Annotated in this window: 25 protein-coding genes; 14 read left to right on the top strand and 11 right to left on the bottom strand. The window is 70.1% G+C overall.

Annotation, left to right across the window (positions count from 1 at the left end; all coding sequences use genetic code 11):
* Window positions 1-197: 197 nt before the first annotated feature.
* The 3 genes from AC07BS_RS27470 to AC07BS_RS27460 all read right to left on the bottom strand — a co-directional run bounded on the left by AC07BS_RS27470 (window position 198) and on the right by AC07BS_RS27460 (window position 1,537).
* Window positions 198-1,136, bottom strand: a complete 939-nt coding sequence (locus AC07BS_RS27470; protein ID WP_478649628.1) for an alpha/beta hydrolase — start codon at window positions 1,134-1,136, stop codon at window positions 198-200.
* Between the two features lie 37 nt (window positions 1,137-1,173).
* Entirely contained in the window at window positions 1,174-1,308 is a 135-nt protein-coding gene (locus AC07BS_RS27465) for a hypothetical protein (protein ID WP_478649630.1), read from the bottom strand.
* A 61-nt stretch (window positions 1,309-1,369) separates the two neighbouring features.
* Window positions 1,370-1,537, bottom strand: a complete 168-nt coding sequence (locus AC07BS_RS27460) for a hypothetical protein (protein ID WP_478934810.1) — start codon at window positions 1,535-1,537, stop codon at window positions 1,370-1,372.
* Between the two features lie 314 nt (window positions 1,538-1,851).
* On the opposite strand from AC07BS_RS27460, the gene AC07BS_RS27455 reads away from it, so the two are divergent.
* On the top strand, window positions 1,852-2,778 hold the full coding sequence (locus AC07BS_RS27455) for an NADP-dependent oxidoreductase (RefSeq protein WP_478934809.1): 927 nt from the start codon (window positions 1,852-1,854) through the stop codon (window positions 2,776-2,778).
* A gap of 89 nt (window positions 2,779-2,867) precedes the next feature.
* A complete protein-coding gene (locus AC07BS_RS27450; RefSeq protein ID WP_478934808.1) occupies window positions 2,868-3,803 on the top strand; it encodes an AraC family transcriptional regulator in 936 nt (311 codons plus the stop codon).
* 288 nt (window positions 3,804-4,091) lie between these two features.
* Here the strand turns inward: AC07BS_RS27450 and AC07BS_RS27445 are convergent, their stop codons facing one another.
* Together AC07BS_RS27445 and AC07BS_RS27440 are read right to left on the bottom strand one after the other, a co-directional pair.
* Window positions 4,092-4,184: a hypothetical protein gene (locus AC07BS_RS27445; protein WP_478934821.1), complete on the bottom strand. Its 93-nt coding sequence runs from the start codon at window positions 4,182-4,184 to the stop codon at window positions 4,092-4,094.
* Window positions 4,185-4,940: 756 nt separating this feature from the next.
* A complete protein-coding gene (locus AC07BS_RS27440; protein WP_478934807.1) occupies window positions 4,941-5,381 on the bottom strand; it encodes a hypothetical protein in 441 nt (146 codons plus the stop codon).
* A 478-nt stretch (window positions 5,382-5,859) separates the two neighbouring features.
* Between AC07BS_RS27440 and AC07BS_RS27435 the strand changes: the two genes are divergently transcribed.
* Window positions 5,860-6,183: a hypothetical protein gene (locus tag AC07BS_RS27435; RefSeq protein ID WP_478649641.1), complete on the top strand. Its 324-nt coding sequence runs from the start codon at window positions 5,860-5,862 to the stop codon at window positions 6,181-6,183.
* 39 nt (window positions 6,184-6,222) lie between these two features.
* On the opposite strand, the gene AC07BS_RS27430 is transcribed toward AC07BS_RS27435, so the two are convergent.
* Window positions 6,223-6,939, bottom strand: a complete 717-nt coding sequence (locus tag AC07BS_RS27430; RefSeq protein ID WP_478934806.1) for an endonuclease/exonuclease/phosphatase family protein — start codon at window positions 6,937-6,939, stop codon at window positions 6,223-6,225.
* A gap of 98 nt (window positions 6,940-7,037) precedes the next feature.
* Between AC07BS_RS27430 and AC07BS_RS27425 the strand changes: the two genes are divergently transcribed.
* From AC07BS_RS27425 to AC07BS_RS27375, 11 genes are all read left to right on the top strand, one after another.
* Window positions 7,038-7,229, top strand: coding sequence for a hypothetical protein (locus AC07BS_RS27425; protein ID WP_478934805.1), 192 nt, complete (start codon window positions 7,038-7,040; stop codon window positions 7,227-7,229).
* 385 nt (window positions 7,230-7,614) lie between these two features.
* Complete coding sequence (locus tag AC07BS_RS27420) at window positions 7,615-8,187, top strand: TetR/AcrR family transcriptional regulator (protein ID WP_478934804.1); 573 nt, start codon at window positions 7,615-7,617, stop codon at window positions 8,185-8,187.
* Window positions 8,188-8,342: 155 nt separating this feature from the next.
* Window positions 8,343-9,239, top strand: coding sequence for an SDR family NAD(P)-dependent oxidoreductase (locus AC07BS_RS27415; protein WP_478934803.1), 897 nt, complete (start codon window positions 8,343-8,345; stop codon window positions 9,237-9,239).
* Window positions 9,240-9,409: 170 nt separating this feature from the next.
* A complete protein-coding gene (locus tag AC07BS_RS27410; RefSeq protein WP_478934802.1) occupies window positions 9,410-9,667 on the top strand; it encodes a hypothetical protein in 258 nt (85 codons plus the stop codon).
* Window positions 9,640-9,945, top strand: coding sequence for a Fic family protein (locus AC07BS_RS27405; RefSeq protein WP_478934801.1), 306 nt, complete (start codon window positions 9,640-9,642; stop codon window positions 9,943-9,945). The genes AC07BS_RS27410 and AC07BS_RS27405 overlap by 28 nt, the downstream gene beginning before the upstream one ends.
* Window positions 9,942-10,226, top strand: coding sequence for a hypothetical protein (locus AC07BS_RS27400; RefSeq protein ID WP_478934800.1), 285 nt, complete (start codon window positions 9,942-9,944; stop codon window positions 10,224-10,226). Before AC07BS_RS27405 ends, AC07BS_RS27400 begins: the two co-directional genes overlap by 4 nt.
* A gap of 115 nt (window positions 10,227-10,341) precedes the next feature.
* Window positions 10,342-11,082 (top strand): carbonic anhydrase, encoded by a 741-nt coding sequence (locus AC07BS_RS27395; RefSeq protein WP_478934820.1) that lies wholly within the window; start codon window positions 10,342-10,344, stop codon window positions 11,080-11,082.
* Between the two features lie 138 nt (window positions 11,083-11,220).
* Window positions 11,221-11,361, top strand: a complete 141-nt coding sequence (locus AC07BS_RS27390; protein WP_478649662.1) for a hypothetical protein — start codon at window positions 11,221-11,223, stop codon at window positions 11,359-11,361.
* Window positions 11,362-11,447: 86 nt separating this feature from the next.
* The gene (locus AC07BS_RS27385) at window positions 11,448-11,651 is read left to right on the top strand and encodes a hypothetical protein (RefSeq protein ID WP_478649663.1); all 204 of its coding nucleotides are present in this window, start codon (window positions 11,448-11,450) and stop codon (window positions 11,649-11,651) included.
* On the top strand, window positions 11,648-11,863 hold the full coding sequence (locus AC07BS_RS27380; RefSeq protein ID WP_478649666.1) for a hypothetical protein: 216 nt from the start codon (window positions 11,648-11,650) through the stop codon (window positions 11,861-11,863). The genes AC07BS_RS27385 and AC07BS_RS27380 overlap by 4 nt, the downstream gene beginning before the upstream one ends.
* Window positions 11,835-12,014, top strand: coding sequence for a DUF6126 family protein (locus AC07BS_RS27375; protein ID WP_478934799.1), 180 nt, complete (start codon window positions 11,835-11,837; stop codon window positions 12,012-12,014). Before AC07BS_RS27380 ends, AC07BS_RS27375 begins: the two co-directional genes overlap by 29 nt.
* A gap of 186 nt (window positions 12,015-12,200) precedes the next feature.
* Here the strand turns inward: AC07BS_RS27375 and AC07BS_RS27370 are convergent, their stop codons facing one another.
* From AC07BS_RS27370 to AC07BS_RS27350, 5 genes are all read right to left on the bottom strand, one after another.
* Window positions 12,201-12,581: an ArsR/SmtB family transcription factor gene (locus tag AC07BS_RS27370; RefSeq protein ID WP_478649670.1), complete on the bottom strand. Its 381-nt coding sequence runs from the start codon at window positions 12,579-12,581 to the stop codon at window positions 12,201-12,203.
* 162 nt (window positions 12,582-12,743) lie between these two features.
* Complete coding sequence (locus tag AC07BS_RS27365) at window positions 12,744-13,121, bottom strand: STAS domain-containing protein (protein WP_478649673.1); 378 nt, start codon at window positions 13,119-13,121, stop codon at window positions 12,744-12,746.
* A gap of 128 nt (window positions 13,122-13,249) precedes the next feature.
* On the bottom strand, window positions 13,250-13,675 hold the full coding sequence (locus AC07BS_RS27360; RefSeq protein ID WP_478934798.1) for a pyridoxamine 5'-phosphate oxidase family protein: 426 nt from the start codon (window positions 13,673-13,675) through the stop codon (window positions 13,250-13,252).
* Window positions 13,672-15,357 (bottom strand): SulP family inorganic anion transporter, encoded by a 1,686-nt coding sequence (locus AC07BS_RS27355; protein ID WP_478649765.1) that lies wholly within the window; start codon window positions 15,355-15,357, stop codon window positions 13,672-13,674. Before AC07BS_RS27355 ends, AC07BS_RS27360 begins: the two co-directional genes overlap by 4 nt.
* A 41-nt stretch (window positions 15,358-15,398) precedes the next feature.
* Window positions 15,399-15,740: an ArsR/SmtB family transcription factor gene (locus tag AC07BS_RS27350; protein ID WP_478649677.1), complete on the bottom strand. Its 342-nt coding sequence runs from the start codon at window positions 15,738-15,740 to the stop codon at window positions 15,399-15,401.
* Window positions 15,741-15,852 lie beyond the last annotated feature (112 nt).

The following is a 15,852-nucleotide window of genomic DNA, read 5'->3' as shown; positions in this document are numbered from 1 at the left end:
TTGCCAACGATTTCTCCCCCCTTCCCCCACCCCCCCCCCCCCCCTCCCCCCCTCTTCCCCCCCCCCCCCCCCCCCCCCCCCCCCCCCCCCCCCCCCCCCCCCCCCCCCCCCCCCCCCCCCCCCCCCCCCCCCCCCCCCCCCCCCGCAACTCCTCCACCAGTGCGTAGAGCCGGGTAGTGCGGTTCATGCCGGCGACGCTACCGTCCCGCGGAGGACAGGAAGTCCTGCTCGCGCCGCAGTTCCCGCTCGGTGACGGTCAGGGGGAACAGGGTGAAGCCATGCATGGCGCCGGCGACGACACCGAGTTGCACGGGTGAGCCCGCCGCCTGCCACCGCCTGGCCAGGAACAGTGAGTCGTCCAGCAGCGGATCCTCGGTGCCGACGACGATCCGGGCCGGCGGCAGACCGGTGAGGTCGGCGAACAGGGGTGAGACCTCGGGGTCGCGGCGCTGCTCCGCCGCCATGCCGGGGGTGAACATCTCGTAGGTGCGCCGCAGTGTGTCGGTATTGGTCAGCAGCCGCCTCGATCCGAACGAACGCTGACTCGGTGTCATCGACAGGTCGTAGGGGCCGAAGAGCAGGTGGGCCGCCCGGAACGCGCCGGTGATGCCGTGCCGGTCACGAAGGCGCAGCAGCGTCACGACGCTCAGGTGGGCACCGGCCGATTCGCCCCCGATGAGCAGCCGCTGGGTGCCGAACTCGGCCGCCGCGTTCTTCACCAGCCATCGGGCTGCCGCCTCGCAGTCGTCGGGCCCGGCGGGGAAGGGGTGTTCCGGCGCGAGACGGTACTCCACGCTGATCACGGCCAGCCGTGCTCGCTCCGCGAGCCGCCACAGTCTTTCGTCCTGTCCGTCGGCGGAGCCGAAGACCCAGCCGCCTCCGTGTATGTGCACATACACGCCCTCGACGCGGTCGGGTACGAACGCCCGGACCTTCACTCCGCCGGCGATGACGCGGTCCTGGCCCTGAGGCAGTCGCACCGGTGGCGTGTCGCCACCGAGCCGGTTGCGTCGAAGGGTGGCCAGCAGGGCTGCGTCCGGCACCCCTTCGCGTGCCGGGCGGGTCGCGGCAGCGGCCTCGAATTCCTTGTTGAATGCCAGGGTCTGGGCGAGACAGTCCTCATCGGTGATCATCATGCGGTCGACCATCGCAGCCGTCCGCGACAACCCCCTGTCACTGTTCGCCGGTGAGCCGCGTCACGCTCACTACTGCCGAGCGGCGGCCCGTTCGCCCCTCCGGCGACGGCAGCCCGGTGTGCTTGACGGTGTAGCCGCCCTTGACGACGGGCGCGTAGGGCGCGGGGGCCATGCAGGTGCCGACGGGGACGTGCTGGCCCTGGTCGTCCAGGTTCAGGCCGTTCCAGGGAACGTCACCCGCACCTCGCGCTCCCGCTCACGCTCGCCACCGCGGGTTTGCGTGCCTCATGGTGGTCGGCGGCGGCGGTGGAGGCACCGGCCAGGGTGATGGTCACGGCGAGGGCGGCGAGCACGGCGAGGGCGGCGAGCACGGCGGCGGTCGTGCGGCGGGAGGAAACCATGGCGGCTCCCGGGGAGTTGTTCGCTGTCCGATGTGATCCATCCTGGCCGCCGCGCCGCCCCTGATCACCGCCCGTGAGGACCGACCCGCTTCCCCCGCAACACGGGCGAGCCGCCCTCGGCCTCGAGAATGACCGGACCGGGACCAGCGCTCTGACGACGCTTCCCCGTGAGCGAGACGATCGGACATCTTTTGGAGACTGAGAGATATTCATCGGCTCGTTCGATCTTCCTAGAGTTGAGCACATCAACCGCACGAGGCGGGCCGCCGGAGGAGTCCGGCGGTCCGCCCGGCCAGAGAACAGGGAGATCCACCATGCGCGCTGTCATCCAGAAGTCCTTCGGCGGACCCGAGGTCCTGGAGGTCGTCGAGACCGAGCGTCCCACCCCGCTCGGCGGCGAGGTCCTCGTCCGCGTCCACGCCAGCGGCGTGAACCCGGTCGACGTGGCCGTCCGGTCCGGTGCCTACCCGCTGCTCGGCGAGCCGCCGTTCGGGGTCGGCTGGGACATCTCCGGCGTCGTCGAGGAGGCCGGCCCCGGTGCCCGCTTCAAGCCGGGAGACGAGGTCTTCGGCATGCCGTTCTTCCCGCGCGCCGCGAACGCGTACGCCGAGTACGTCGCCGTCCCCTCGCGCCAAGTGGCCCGCAAGCCCGCGTCCATCGACCACGTGCACGCCGCCGCGATCCCGCTCGCGGCACTCACCGCCTGGCAGGGCCTGGTGGACGCGGCGCAGGTCACGGAGGGGCAGCGGGTGCTGGTCCACCGCGCGGCCGGCGGTGTGGGCCACTTCGCGGTGCAGATCGCCAAGGCCCGGGGCGCCCACGTCATCGGCCTCGCCAGCGCCGCCAAGCACGACTTCGTACGGAGCCTGGGCGCCGACGAGGTGATCGACTACCGCACCACCGACTACACCGAGGCACTGACCGACCTGGACGTTGTCTTCGACTCCAGCTCCGAGGGCCTCCGCTCGCTGTCCGTGCTGCGCACCGGCGGCACTCTCGTGAGCATCATGGAGCACGGGAACCAGGAGCTGGCCGCCCAGGTCGAGGCCGCGGGCCGCCACTTCGCCGGGGTCTCCGTGGAGCCCGACTACGCCTCGCTGGAGGCGATCGCCGCGCTCGTCGACGCCGGCCGCATCCGCCCGCACGTCACCGAGACCTTCCCGCTGGAGGCGGCCGCCGAGGCCCACGAGCTGGTCGGCTCGGGGCGCGTCCAGGGCAAGGTCGTCCTGACCGTCGACTGAAGTCGGCCGTCGCGATGGCAGACCGTAAGGTGGTCGCCCGGTGCCGGAGCTACCCGGCGACCACCGAAAGCGGGGGAGAGGGAACGGCGTTGGACATCCTGACCGAGGCGCTCGGCTCCATGCGGACCGGGCACCCCCAGTCCGTACGGACCCATGGACGCGCCCCCTGGGGCCTGCGCCTCCCGGAGGTCGCCGGCGCCGGATTCCACGTGGTCCTCCACGGCACCTGCTGGCTCGTCCCGCTGAAGGACGCACCCCACCTGGCACCCATCGCCCTCGGCCCCGGAGACGTGGTCTTCCTGCGGAACGGCCCCGGCCACATCCTCGCCGACCACCCCGACACACCGGCCGAGGAGGAACGGCCCGACCAGTACAGCCCGGGCTCGCCCATGGGCACCGTGACCATCGGCGGCGACGGCCCCTCCACCACCCTGCTGTGCGGCAACTACCACCTCGACCGGAACCGCCCCCACCCACTGGTCCGCCAGCTGCCCGAGATCATCCACCTCACCACCCGCCACGGCCACCACCCCGAGCTCAGCGCCGCCGTGCAGCTGCTGCGCTCCGAACTGGACAACCCGCGCTGCGGATCGGCCGGCATCGTCCCGGCGCTGATCGACTCGCTGCTCCTCTACATCCTCCGCGCCTGGCTGCAGGAACAGCCGCCCGCCACGGCCTGCGGCTGGGCCGCCGCCCTCGGCGACTCCGCCATCGCCCCGGCGCTGGCCGCCCTCCACGAGGACCCCGCCGCCCAGTGGACCGTGGAATCCCTCGCCGCACGGGTCGGCCTGTCCCGCGCGGCCTTCGCCCGCCGCTTCACCACCCTCGTCGGCGAACCACCCATGGCCTACCTGACCCGCTGGCGCATGACCACCGCCGCGAAGCTGCTCCGCGAGTCCGAGACCCCGCTCACCACAGTCGCCGCACGCACCGGCTACGGCTCCGAGTACGCCTTCGCCAAGGCATTCAAGCGCGAGTACGGCGAAGCACCCGGCCGCTACCGCCGCCACGCACAGGCGGCCTGAGACGACGAGCAGCGCCTCACCGGGTTTCTGGGTGTCACCTGCGCGTCCCCCGTGTCGTTGTTCGGAGGTTGTCGAGCGGGCTATGAGTTCCTTGCCCGCAGTGCGGGGAGGTTTGCCGTCGTGGATGATGCTGACGATGGACTCGGTGACGGGCGTCTCCACCCGGGGGTGGGGTGCGAGGCCGAGTACGGAGATACAGGAGGTCACGCCTTCGACGGTCTGTTCCACTGCTGCCACGGCCTCGTTGGCGGCCGGGCCCTGGCCTTGGCGTGGGCCGAGATGAGCAGGTCACGACAGGTCGCCAATACCGGCGGGCCGAAGCAGCGGGCCCGCGCCGATCGGCCGCCCGAGGTGGGTGGTCTCGGCGAGGCCGTGGGTGATGAGCGCGGCTGTGGCGTTGTTGCCGAGCCTTATGCTGCGGTTATGACCACAGCCAGGGCGATTACGTTCTTCACGCCGCCCCGGCTCGCAGCCGACGACGTCGGGGGGTGGTGTACGGGCGGAAGTACGGTGTGTGGCAGAGGGCTTGGAGACGGCCGGCGACCGTCTCGTCGGGGCAGGCGATGACGGCGCAGTCGGCTGCCGGGCCGTTATCCTCTGTCCAGGTTGGGACCGGTCAGCACGGCCACACGGCCTGCGGAATCTCGGTGACCTCCTCGCTCATCCGCTTGTACGTGCGCACCTCGATGCCCTACATCAGTCTTCTAGCCGCTGCTGCCCGTGACAGCCACTGCTCCATCACTCCGGGCGGCTCCTTCAGCAGCACCCTGCGGCGGGACTGTGCCGTTGCACGGTGAGGTGCATCGCCTCGGCCAGGGCACCACGCGACCCCTTCTAGAGCCTGTTAGCGATTTCATGATGCCGAAGAGCGTTGAGGAGTGTGTTCGTGGCCTGCTGCCTGGGGGCGGCCCGGTAGGTGTGGGCTGTGTGCTGGACTTCTGTATCCCTGGCCTGAGGGGCAGGTGGTCGCGGTAGCGGTCGAGGACGGCGTCGACCGCGGTCAGCACCCGGAGTGTCTCCCGCTTGGGCCGCCAGTGCGGCTGCGGCCCGCGGGGGCGCTTGTTCGGCATTTTGGCCTCCTGCGTTCAAGAGTCCGCCATGGCGTCCATTCGCTCAAGGGGCCGTTGGCCTGGGGTTTCATCCGGGAGACGGAGGCGTGTCGCGTCCGCGGTTGAGCTGGGCCATCAGCTCGCGGTTGGCCGCGCGGGCGGCGGAAAGGTCGTCGTCGCGGTCTTGGAGCTTGAGCTCCAGGTCGGCGACTTGCTGTTCGAGGGTGGTGATCCGGGCCTGGAGCTGTTCTGTGTCGTCAGGGCCGCCGATGCCGGACTCGCGCCAGACCTGCTCGCCCAGGACCTCGCTAAGGCGGCCTTCGGGGCGCCGGACCTGGGCGGCGAGGCGGGCGGTGCGGGCGTCGGCGGACACCAGGTCTGCCTGCAGCGAGGCCCAGCTGACGGCCGGTCCCAGGCCGCCGGGGACCGTGGGCGCCTCGGCGGCCTGGGCGTGGATCTGGCCGAGCAGGTCGCGGTGGCGGTAGAGGAAGGTGCGGTCGACACCCGCGCGGCGGGCGATGGCTGCCACGCTGACCTCAGAGCCGTCCTTCGCGGCCTCGGCAGGGCAGCGAGGACGCGCTGGCGGCGTCGGCCGGTGTCGGCCCGGCGGCCTTCCAGCATGGCCTGGACGGCGGGGTCGGGTGGGGTCATGCGGGTCGCTCCGGTCGCAGGTCGGTTCCCATTGAGCGCTGGTCAGTTCATGCCGACGCACCATGCACAGCCGACGAGAGCGACTACGACTTCCAACTGAGCAGCGAGGAACTGGCTCGGCGATTCCATGCGTACGCCGCGGAGAACCCGGACGACGCGGTGGTCTCGAGTCACGGTGGCCACTTCAAGCACAAGTTCCTGCGGGCTGTCGCACCCGCTCTGAGTGAATGGGCCGACCGCTGGGAGGACACCTGGGGCAGGGAGGTGACCCTGGCCACGTTCGATGCATCGGGCCCCGAGACAGGGCTCCACGAGAATGACTGGATAGTTGTGCGAAACGAGAAAGGGACCTCGCGATGAAGCCACAGAGCCTGTTCGTCTTCCGGTTCACCGGTCCGCTGCGGGCACGGGCAAAGCAACGGCTGACGGAAGCGACGGGCATGCGGATCGGGGACACGGTCAGCCTGTCCAACGACACCCCGGGCAAGGGACGGCTCGCGCCAGGCGTCCACGTCGACCTCTGGCGTCCCAGCGACGACGTCGACGACTGGCAGATCGACGCGACCGCGACAGTGCCCGAGTACGACCGCGAGGTGGTGGAAGCCTGTCGGCTTCGGCTGCGCGCGCTTCTCCCGGAGATCGCGGAGTCCTGGAAGGAGTGTCCGGTCAGCGGCGGCTGACAAGCCGGGCGCCGGACGCTTTGCTGGTTACCTCCGGTCTCACGCGGTGACGGTTGCGCGGACGAGGTTGTGGTCCGAGAGACCACAGGTGTTCACGACCTCCGCGCCGATGGCGTCGCCACCCCGCAGCACCACGTGGTCGATCCACTCCGGCACGCCACCCGAGGTGGGGGGCCGCGTCGGCAAAGCGTCGAGTGCGAGATCCGCGACGGCGAAACCGGGGCCCAGACCAGACTCCACCCTGGCTCGGTCGGCATTGAAGTCACCGAGCAGCACGGCTGTGCGACCGGTTGCGGGGGTGGCGAGTTTCGCCAGGCGGGTCAGTTGGCCGGTGCGCCTGTGATCGCCACTCACATGGGTGGCTATGACGAGCGTTCCGGCGACCTCGACGACCAGCGCTCCCTTGCCCGGGGCGTCTGCGAAGGACTCGGCGGCGACCCGCCGGCTGGGGCCATCGACGAGGAGCACGAGGTATTCCCCCGGATCGCACAGCGGGAAAGAGGCGTCGTTGTGCGGCTTGGGGACGCGTGGATAGCGGAACGTGTGTATCGTCCGACCGGTCAACGCGGACCGAAGACTCGCCAACTGGTCACCGCTGACCTCCTGCAGAGCGACGACCTGCTCAGCTCGCCCGGCCAGATCCGCCGTGATCGCGGCGATCCGCTCCGCCTCGTCCGGCCAGCGGGTCAGGACCGCCTCGCCCCAGTTCTCGGCATGGACGCGGTGCAGGACATTCCAAGTGGCAACCGTGATCACGCATCACGATGTTACCGGGACTCCGCGGAAGGCCCCAGCGTTCACGCCGGGGGCGAGTACGTCTCACAGCCTGTCGGGTCGCTGATCACGCGCGAAGCGTGACGGGCGGGCCTGACTCCCGGGCATGGCGACGGCCCCGGTGGCACAAGGCGCGTTCGATCACAGGGCTGTGCCAATCCCGGACCACCGGCACCGTCACCAGCCTGCCCGGCACCGTCACCGGCACTGTCGGCGGCCTCACCAGCCAGCTCAACAATGCCCTCAACGGCATCCTCGGCGGAGGCCAGTAGCTGCACCTGCATCGGCCGGGCCCCTCTCCGGGCCCGGGCCGGCTCTCCCGCGGGGAGGCCGGGAGGGACGGCGCGGCCCCGCCCATGCGGGCGCGTGGACGTGGCCGATGGGGATCTCTTTGTCGGGGGGAGGCGGGAGATCGCCGCTGCTTCAGCATGGCACTGGTTTCAGCCACACGACAGAGTCCCAGATCCGAGATCTGACAGCACCGAGGCCCCTGGGCGTGGCAAACGCTGAGCATTCGCTGGGTCGCCCGCTGGGCGACCGGGTCACAGACCGAGCCTGGCGTGCAGGGCAATGTACTTGGCGATTCCCGCGCACCGCTGTGCACCTCGGCCGGCTGCGGCTCTCAGGCCGTGCACGGGCGCCGCTTATGCTGGGGTCGTGACACCGAGAGCGAGGCAGAGGACGGAGCTACGGGCGGATGCCGCGCGCAATCGTGCTCGGGTCCTGCAGGTCGCCCGCGAGCAACTGGCCGCCGGTGACCACTCGCTTCAGCTGAACACCATCGCCCGGATCGCCGGTGTGGGGGTGGGGACGGTCTACCGGCACTTCCCCAACCGTCATGCGCTGGTCGAGGCACTCTCGGTGGAACGCTTCAGGGAATTGGTGGGAGAGGCGCAGGCGGCGGCCGGCGCCGAGGACGCGCTCGCGGGCCTTCATCGTCTGCTGCGCTTCGCTCTTGACCGCGCGCTGGACGATCCCGACTTCGCGGCCGTGCTGGAGTCCACGGGCGCTATGGAAGCGCAGACCTCGAAAATGAAGGCCGAACTGGACCAGGCCGTCGCCGATCTGCTGGACCGTGCTCGCCTGGCTGATGCCATTCGGAGCGGCATCGAGGCCGACGACGTGCGTCGCCTACTCTGCGGCGTCGAGCATGCCGTGCGCTCCGGGGACAGCGAACGTCGGGAGCTCTACCTTGGCATCCTGCTCGAGGGCCTACGCCCGCCGCGCTGACGGCGGTGCACACATGGTGTCCGTACCGGATGCCGCCGGGACGCTTTGCCTCATTCATTAACCGGATTGCTATCCGGTTGCGGTAGCATGCTCTCACCTAACCGGATAGCCATCCGGTTAGTGTGGTGGCGAAGGGGTGGCGAAGGGGTGGAGCCATGAGTCGGCGGGCAGTGGTAACGGCGGGGACCGGAGGTATCGGCCTGGAGACCGCGAAGGGACTCGCGGCGCACGGGTTCGCCGTCACGGTGATCGGCCGCAATGCTGAGCGAGGCGCGAGCGCCATCAAGGAGATTACGGCGGTCGCGACCGGAGCCGTCCCGCACTTCGTGGCTGCCGACCTCGCATCGCTCGACCAGGTACGTGCACTGGCCGCGCACCTGGCGGCCGAGGGCCCGCTGAAGGTGCTGGTCAACAACGTCGGCGCGATGTTCGCACAGCGGCAGCAGACCGTCGATGGCATTGAGGCATCGTTCGCCGTCAATCACCTATCGCCATACCTGCTTACCGAACGGCTGCTCGACCAGCTCCAAGCAGGCAGGCCGAGCCGGATCGTCAACGTAACCTCTGGAGCGATCAAAGTCGCCAAGCGTACCTTCGACGCCGTAGAACCCCCGGGCGGCTACTACGGCTTCCACTGGTACGGCCGGGCCAAGCTCGCCAACCTCATCTACACCCTGCACCTGGCCGAGCGCCTGCGCGGCACCGGCACCACGGTCTTCGCCGCCGACCCCGGCGGCGCCGCGACCGGCATGACCAACGGCACTATGACATCACCCGAGATCGTCTCCCCGCCACTACGCCTGCTGTGGCCCCTGGTCCGCCGTACCTTCGAGCGCTCCACCGCCGGCCCGGCCTCCGTTGCCGCCCAGCCCTCCGTCTTCGCCGCCACTGATGCATCGCTCGACGGGCAGACCGGTCTGCTCATCGGCCCCGAAGCTCGGCCTGTCCCCGTTTTCCGCGGTATTGCCAACTCCCGGACCATCGACAACGTCCTCAGCCTCAGTCGGCAGCTGGCACCCCTGCATGGTGGTCTCGGAGGTCACCCAGGGTGAGCCGACTGCGTTATGTCCCTTTGTGGGCAAGGCCACCCGGCCCCACATCCGTCTGCGGGGCGACGGACAATGCGTGTGGATGCAGGCTCGCTGCGAGACCTGCCGCACCACCCTCCCCAGCTGTGCGGCCCCGGCCGGCGCAGCAGGTTCCGATGAAGTGAACCCAGGATTTGCGCAAGGCGCTCACGGCGAGCGCGATCGCGGCGTCGAACACGATCGAGGGCTACCGGGCCGACGCCAAGGACGTCGCTGACCTGATGGACGGCGAGCGCGAGGTCGACGTGAGCGAGGAGAACAAGGCGGAGACGCCGGCCTGTCAACAGGCCACGACCTGCATCCAGTCCCTCCGCGACGTCGCCGACTTCCGCTACAGCAAGGAGTTGCTCAACGCCCGCACTGGATGCTCCAGGGCCACCACCACCGCCTGAAGACCGCCGGTCAGTGGCGCAAGACCCATATCCGCATCAGCGCCCCCGGCGACGAGCTCGCCACCGACTACGACGGCCCGGACCAGGGAATCGTCCCCGGGCTGATGACCGAGCTCGTCGACTGGCTCAACGACGGCGACCTCGACAGCCACGTCCTGATCCGGCCCGCCATGGCGCACCTGAACCTGGTCAAGATCCATCCGTGGTCCGACGGCAACGGCCGGATGTCCCGCTCCCAGCAGACCCTCCTCATCGCCCGCGGCGGCGCCGGCAGGTGACAGCCCTGCACAAGGTGGCCATGACGGGCTGGGTCAGGCGCTCGCGCTATGAGAAGGCCGAAGCGCTCAACACGCAGCAGGCGACCCGGGACGTGCAGGCGCTGACCCGCGCCGGGCTGCTGTCCGCCGTGGGCCGGACCAAGCGCCGCTACAACGTCGCCGGGCCCGCCTTCCCGGCAAACGTGCTGCAGGCTGCCCGGCGCCCGCACACCATCACCGACCGCTACGCCCGTAGTTCGAGGTCACTGTCAGGTACGGCTATCGCGCGAGTTTCGGCCTGATATGCGTCTGGAGCCTGATGCGGCTTTCGTCCAAGATTCTCCCAAGGTCGGACCAAGTGGATTCCGGCGACAGGAGCCTTGGGGTCTGTTCCGCCTAGCTTGTTGAGCTGTGACTATCGATGTCCAACGCCATGAAGATGTACAAGCCGTGGGGCGGCGCCGGTTTGTTCGGGGCCTCCTGTTAGGGGCGGTGGCCGGGAGTGCCGGACTGGCATTCGCTTCTTCCGGGGCGCCGCCTCCGCCCACGAGCCTCGGCTTGAGGCGCCCCCGGCCGACCTCGCCCGAGTCCGCACTGCGGGAACTGGCCGAGGGCAATCTACGGTGGCGGAGCCTTCACGAGCGGCATCCCGATGAGACGCGGGCCGTCCGGCAGGACCTGGTGGCTGGGCAGCATCCGTTCGCCGTCGTTCTTGGCTGCGTCGACTCCCGCGTCCCTCCGGAGCTGGTTTTCGATCAAGGGCTCGGTGACCTGATGACGGTGCGCTCGGCGGGCGAGGTTGTGGATGCGGCCGTGCTGGCCGGCGTGGAGTACGGAGTGCTCGAGTTGGGCATCCCGCTGGTCATGGTGCTGGGGCACCAGTCGTGCGGGGCCGTGGCGGCAGCGGTACACGTCGACGACGGCGACGGAGAGCTTCCCGGCCCCCTGCGCTACCTCGGTGATCAGATCCGCCCCGCGATCGACCGCCGGCTCCGGGGCCAGGCGCGCATCGACGCTGCGGTCACAGCGAACGTGCGGCTGGTGCGGTCGCGCCTGGCCGGGGCCCCGGACCTTGCCGCCAGGATCACAGCGGGGAAGCTGGCGATCGTGGGCGCCCGGTACGAACTGACCACCCAGCGCGTTCATGAGATCCCCTGACCACTGGCCCGTGTACGTCTTTCCCTGGAGGCCGCCAACCCGGCTAGACTTGCAGAGTTATGCAATTTACTAGTTTCGGATATGGGCGGGGGTTGTGGTGTGGCCGGGTTCGCGCAGGCAGCGTTGGAACGAGTCCGCATGGCGCAAGCTCGCCTGGCGGCTGCGCATGAGGCTGTCGACGCCTTCGAGGAGGCGCAGGCCGCCGAGGAACTGGAGGACGCGCTCCGCGTTGCTCACGATCACGGCGTGGTCACCGGCGTTGAAGCGGAGAGGCCGTGACCCCAATGACGGGCCCTGCTGTCCAGGGGCCCGGTAGAGGCCCGGCCCCCCAGCGGCAAGACCTGGACGCCGAGGTCACGCTGACGATGACCGATCACCTTCTGGCGGTCGGCGTCGCAGACCTGGACACCCGGCCGATGGCCCTCCCGCACCGCTGCGCAGGCGAGGGCCTGCGGACGGTGGCTGAGCTCGCGCGGCTCTACGGCGGGGACGTACGGATCGAGCCTGCTGCCGACGGGCAGGGCAAGACGGTCGTGGTCCGCTTCATCCTGCCGCAAGGCACCCCATGACCAGCAGCAGCCAAGAGGAGGCCCACGTGTACGAGATCACCTACCTGGACGCCAGCACCGAACAGGCCACGCACACAGCGGGTGCGAACGAGGTCGGCGACCTCGTGGCCTGGGCGGGCCGCCACGGGGTGAAGGTCCGCGTCCGCCCGTACACCGGCCCGGGCGGCGGGCGCATAGCCGGCCGTGCTGGGAAGGAAGGCGAGCAGCTGTGAGGGAGAAGTCCGAGAACGACGCCGCGGCCGAGCACGAGAAGCGGCTCGAGAAGGTGTCGCGCTGCACGCCTTCTTCCACATCTTCGGGACCCATTTGTTCGCCGGGTGCGTGTGGCTGTTGTTCTACCTGATCCGGCACGCCCAGAAGTGAGCACGTCGGCGGGGCGTGGGCGCGGTGGGTTTCCCTGCCCGCCGTGGCCTTGGGCAGATCCGGATCCGGCGGGCTGAGGGTGGGAGGGAGGAGCCGTCTCCCGATGTCGGAAGCGCGAGTGAATCCACACTGACGGGAGGCGGTCGCCGTTCGTGGTCCGATGGCGGTGTGACCTCGGAGCAGCCCCTACTGCGGGCCGGTGGCACGCAGGTTGGCCAGGAGTTCGGCCTGGCCTTGCAGGACGCCGGAGAGGATACTGCGGGCGACGCGTAGCAGTTCGACGACCTCGGGGCTGGTGAGCCGGTAGTACACGTTGGAGCCCTCGCGGCGGGTGAGGACGAGGTTGGCCTTGCGTAGGACGGCGAGCTGCTGGGAGAGGCTGGCCGCTTCGATGTCGACCTCGCCGAGCATCTCGGCGACGGCGTACTCGCGCTCGCTCAGCAGTTCCAGGACGCGGATGCGGACCGGGTGGCCGAGGGTTTTGAAGAACTCCGCCTTGAGCTGGTAGAGCGGCGCCTGCGTATTGCCGGCTTCGCCCGCTTTGCCCGTCGCGCGTGTACTGCGCACCTGATCCACCCAACGCTCATCATCATGGGGACAGCCTTTCCGTCCCCACACAGTGTGTGACCTCCACAATTGCAGATTCCTGCAATTCTCGGAGTCGGTGGGTCCACGTCGGGACGGTCGGGCGGGGCTCGGGGTGCCGGGCCAGTGGCCGGTATGCCACTCCTATCCCGCTGCCTCGCCCCGGCTGGGGTGCGTCGATGCCTCGCCGTGGTGGGTGGCGAGGGCGGTGGGCAGATCACAGTGGACGGGGACAGCCGGTTCGTTGGCGTTGGGGACGAGGGAGCCGTCCGCGGGGATCGCGGCCAGTTCGAGGGTGCGTCCGGCGGCAGCGAGGCGTCGGGCGGCCTGGGCGACCGCGAGCTGGCCGCCGGCCGACCAGCCCAGCAGTTCGGTCAGGTCCAGGATCACCGGGCCGCTTCCGCGCGCTTCGGCCCAGCCGATGGCACCGGTGAAGCGGGCGGTCGCGTCCGCGCCGAGGTATCCGGCCAGGGACAGTACGCCCAGGTTGTGGTGGGTGGTGTAGCGCCACTCGATCGTCATCGTCGCATTCCTCGGCTTCACAGGGGCAGGGTGATCCAGACGCTCTTGCCGCGTCCGTCAGCGCTCGGCTCCCGTCACGGGCACTGTCAGGACATGCCGGTACGGCAACGTCTCCAGTTGGGTGACCGTCATCGGCCCGCCCCCGGAAGGGGGCGGGCGAGGCGGAACCCGGACACGGACTGCGGATGCAGACGCAGCAGGGTGTCGTGCGGGCCGTGGCTCCAGCCGGACAGGGTGCGCCGGTAGTGGGAGGCCTCGTCCGGGTCGGTGATGACATCGGCCGGGCCGTGGGCGCTGATGGTCCAGCCGGTCCCGGCAGGACGGATCTCATCGACCTGATAGGTCAGCCCTGCCCTGGCCAGAGTGGCGGCGGCCTGGATGGGTGCGCGCACGATGAGGCGGCCGTACTCCATGACATGCGTGGCGGGGCGGATGACGGCCTGCTCACGCTGGAGGTAGACGAGCCTGCCCTGGGTGGAGCCCTCCAGGAGCCAGAGTGCTTCGGTGCCGGAGACCTCGATCATGCGCAGGCCTGCGGAGGCGGGGGCGGTCATCGCGGTGCCTTTCGGGTGCGGTGCTGCTGGGGGCGGTGCCGGACGGGCAGGAGCCCGGCTTGCTCGAGGTGCTTGCGAGCCCCGGCGATCGCTTCGGGGGTGGTGGCGTACTCGCGGCCCTCGTACTGGAGAAGTTCGAGGGCGCCGACGGATGCCAGGGCCTGGCGCTGGCCGGGGCGGATGCCGGAGGTCATCACGGCGATGCCGCGCCGGTTCAGCTTCTCGACCGCGTCCTTCAGTACGAGGGCGCCGGTGGCGTCCGTCGTCGTCACCCGCGACATGCGCAGGATGACCACCCGAACGTCGGAGACCTCGGAGAGTTCGAGGAGGAAGCGGTGAGCGCCCGCGAAGAACAGCGGACCGTCGATCCGGTAGGCGACGATGTGCTCGGCGAGCAGCGCGTGCTCCTCGTCGCTGTGCTCACCGGGCAGATCCGGGCGGAAGTCGACCTGGTCGAGGCTGGCCTGGGCGGCCACCGCGCGCAGCGCGAGTGCCCCGGCGACGAGGAGCCCGATGATCACCGCATAGACGAGGTCGAGTGCCAGGGTGGCCACCGCGGTCAGGACGAGGACCACGGCATCCGAGCGGGTGGCCTTCGCCATCGCGCGCAACGCGCCGACCTCGACCATCCGTATCGCGGTTGCCAGCAGCACGCCGGCGAGCGCGGCGAGCGGGATCTTCGAGACCAGGGGGGCCGCGGCAAACACGATCACCGCGAGAACGGCGGCATGGGTAAGGGAGGCGAGGCGGGAGGAGGCTCCGGTGCGGACGTTGACAGCGGTACGGGCGATCGCGGCCGTCGCGGGGACGCCGCCGAACAGCGGGGCGGCGAGGTTGGCGATTCCCTGCCCGAACAGCTCCTTGTCCGGGTTGTGCTGCTGCCCGACCGTCATCCCGTCCGCCACCGTCGCCGACAGCAGGGACTCCAGCGCGGCCAGCGCCGCCACCGCGACCGCCGGAGCGATCAGGGAGCCGAGCGCGGTGACGTCGAGGAAGGCCAGGGAGGGGGCCGGAAGCCCGGACGGCAAGTCCCCGATGGGGGCCGCCGCGTCCAGGTGGAAGAGCCGCGCGATGACGGTTACGGCGATGACCGCGACGATCGAGAACGGGATCCCCGGCCGCCACCGGGCCCCGGCCAGCATCACCACGGCCACACCGAGGCAGAGGCCGACAGCGGTCCAGTTCGGCGCGGCGGCGAACTCCTCCACCGCCCGCCAGGCCACGAGCAGGACCTTTTCCCCTTCGGGCTTGGCGACGCCAAGGGCGTTGGGTATCTGCTGCAGGCCGATCACGCACGCGATCCCGAGAGTGAAGCCCTCCACCACCGGCGCCGGCACGTACCGCATGTACTGCCCCGCCCGCAGCAGCGCCAGCGCGATCAGCAGCACACCCGCCATCACCCCCACCATCAGCACGCCGCCGGGCCCGTACCGGGCCACGATCGGCACCAGCACCACCGTCATCGCACCCGTGGGCCCCGACACCTGAAGGTTGGACCCGCCGAACACCGCGGCCAGCGCGCCCGCAACCACCGCCGTGGCCAGCCCCGCCTCGGCCCCGAGACCGGAAGACACCCCGAATCCCAGCGCGAGAGGCAGAGCCACGATCGCGACGGTCAGCCCAGCAAGCAGGTCCCTACGCGGATTTCGGGCCATCATCTGGAAGTCGGCGCGAGCGGGCATCACGGCACGCAGGCGAGCGACCGCACCGAGCAGAACGGGGTTCACGAAGCCGCAACCTCGTCCTCGAGCAGCTCCTCCAAGAGCTCCGTCTGGCCGGCCAGCACCACGGTCAAGATCCTCCGGGCCGCGAGCATCAACTGCGCCACGTCCCCGCCGGCCAGCTCATAGACCACGGTCGAGCCGTCCCGCGTCGAGGTCACGATCCCCGACCGCCTCAGGACCGCCAGCTGCTGCGACAGCGCCGAGGGCTCCACCTCGATCGCCGCCAGCAACTCCCGTACCGGCATCGGCCCGGCCTGCAACAGCTCCAGGACGCGTATGCGCACCGGGTGCCCGAGCATGCGGAAGAACTCGGCCTTCGCCTGACACAGCGGAACCGGCACGCTCTCTCCTTCGCTCGATCACCCAGCCGCGGGGGAAGGTAAGGCTGTGCCCGCGGCTACCTGCGGACACAGCAACCTAAGAATGTATTGAATTGCAGATTTTTGCAATTCG

The organism is Streptomyces sp. NPDC044063, from assembly GCF_056434285.1.
The sequence above is the reverse complement of the archived record's forward strand: the minus strand, read 5'-3'. Positions and strand labels throughout refer to the sequence as shown.

Excerpts from the sequence above, each read along its gene's own strand:
- AC07BS_RS27435 (WP_478649641.1), top strand. The coding sequence starts at position 5,860 with ATGAAGCCACAGAGCCTGTTCGTCTTCCGGTTCACCGGTCCGCTGCGG.
- AC07BS_RS27405 (WP_478934801.1), top strand. The coding sequence starts at position 9,640 with ATGCTCCAGGGCCACCACCACCGCCTGAAGACCGCCGGTCAGTGGCGC.
- AC07BS_RS27460 (WP_478934810.1), bottom strand. The coding sequence starts at position 1,537 with ATGGTTTCCTCCCGCCGCACGACCGCCGCCGTGCTCGCCGCCCTCGCC.
- AC07BS_RS27360 (WP_478934798.1), bottom strand. The coding sequence starts at position 13,675 with ATGACCGCCCCCGCCTCCGCAGGCCTGCGCATGATCGAGGTCTCCGGC.
- AC07BS_RS27470 (WP_478649628.1), bottom strand. The coding sequence starts at position 1,136 with ATGATGATCACCGATGAGGACTGTCTCGCCCAGACCCTGGCATTCAAC.
- AC07BS_RS27355 (WP_478649765.1), bottom strand. The coding sequence starts at position 15,357 with ATGCCCGCTCGCGCCGACTTCCAGATGATGGCCCGAAATCCGCGTAGG.
- AC07BS_RS27455 (WP_478934809.1), top strand. The coding sequence starts at position 1,852 with ATGCGCGCTGTCATCCAGAAGTCCTTCGGCGGACCCGAGGTCCTGGAG.
- AC07BS_RS27385 (WP_478649663.1), top strand. The coding sequence starts at position 11,448 with ATGACCGATCACCTTCTGGCGGTCGGCGTCGCAGACCTGGACACCCGG.
- AC07BS_RS27365 (WP_478649673.1), bottom strand. The coding sequence starts at position 13,121 with ATGACGATCGAGTGGCGCTACACCACCCACCACAACCTGGGCGTACTG.
- AC07BS_RS27380 (WP_478649666.1), top strand. The coding sequence starts at position 11,648 with ATGACCAGCAGCAGCCAAGAGGAGGCCCACGTGTACGAGATCACCTAC.
- AC07BS_RS27415 (WP_478934803.1), top strand. The coding sequence starts at position 8,343 with ATGAGTCGGCGGGCAGTGGTAACGGCGGGGACCGGAGGTATCGGCCTG.
- AC07BS_RS27465 (WP_478649630.1), bottom strand. The coding sequence starts at position 1,308 with ATGGCCCCCGCGCCCTACGCGCCCGTCGTCAAGGGCGGCTACACCGTC.
- AC07BS_RS27390 (WP_478649662.1), top strand. The coding sequence starts at position 11,221 with ATGGCGCAAGCTCGCCTGGCGGCTGCGCATGAGGCTGTCGACGCCTTC.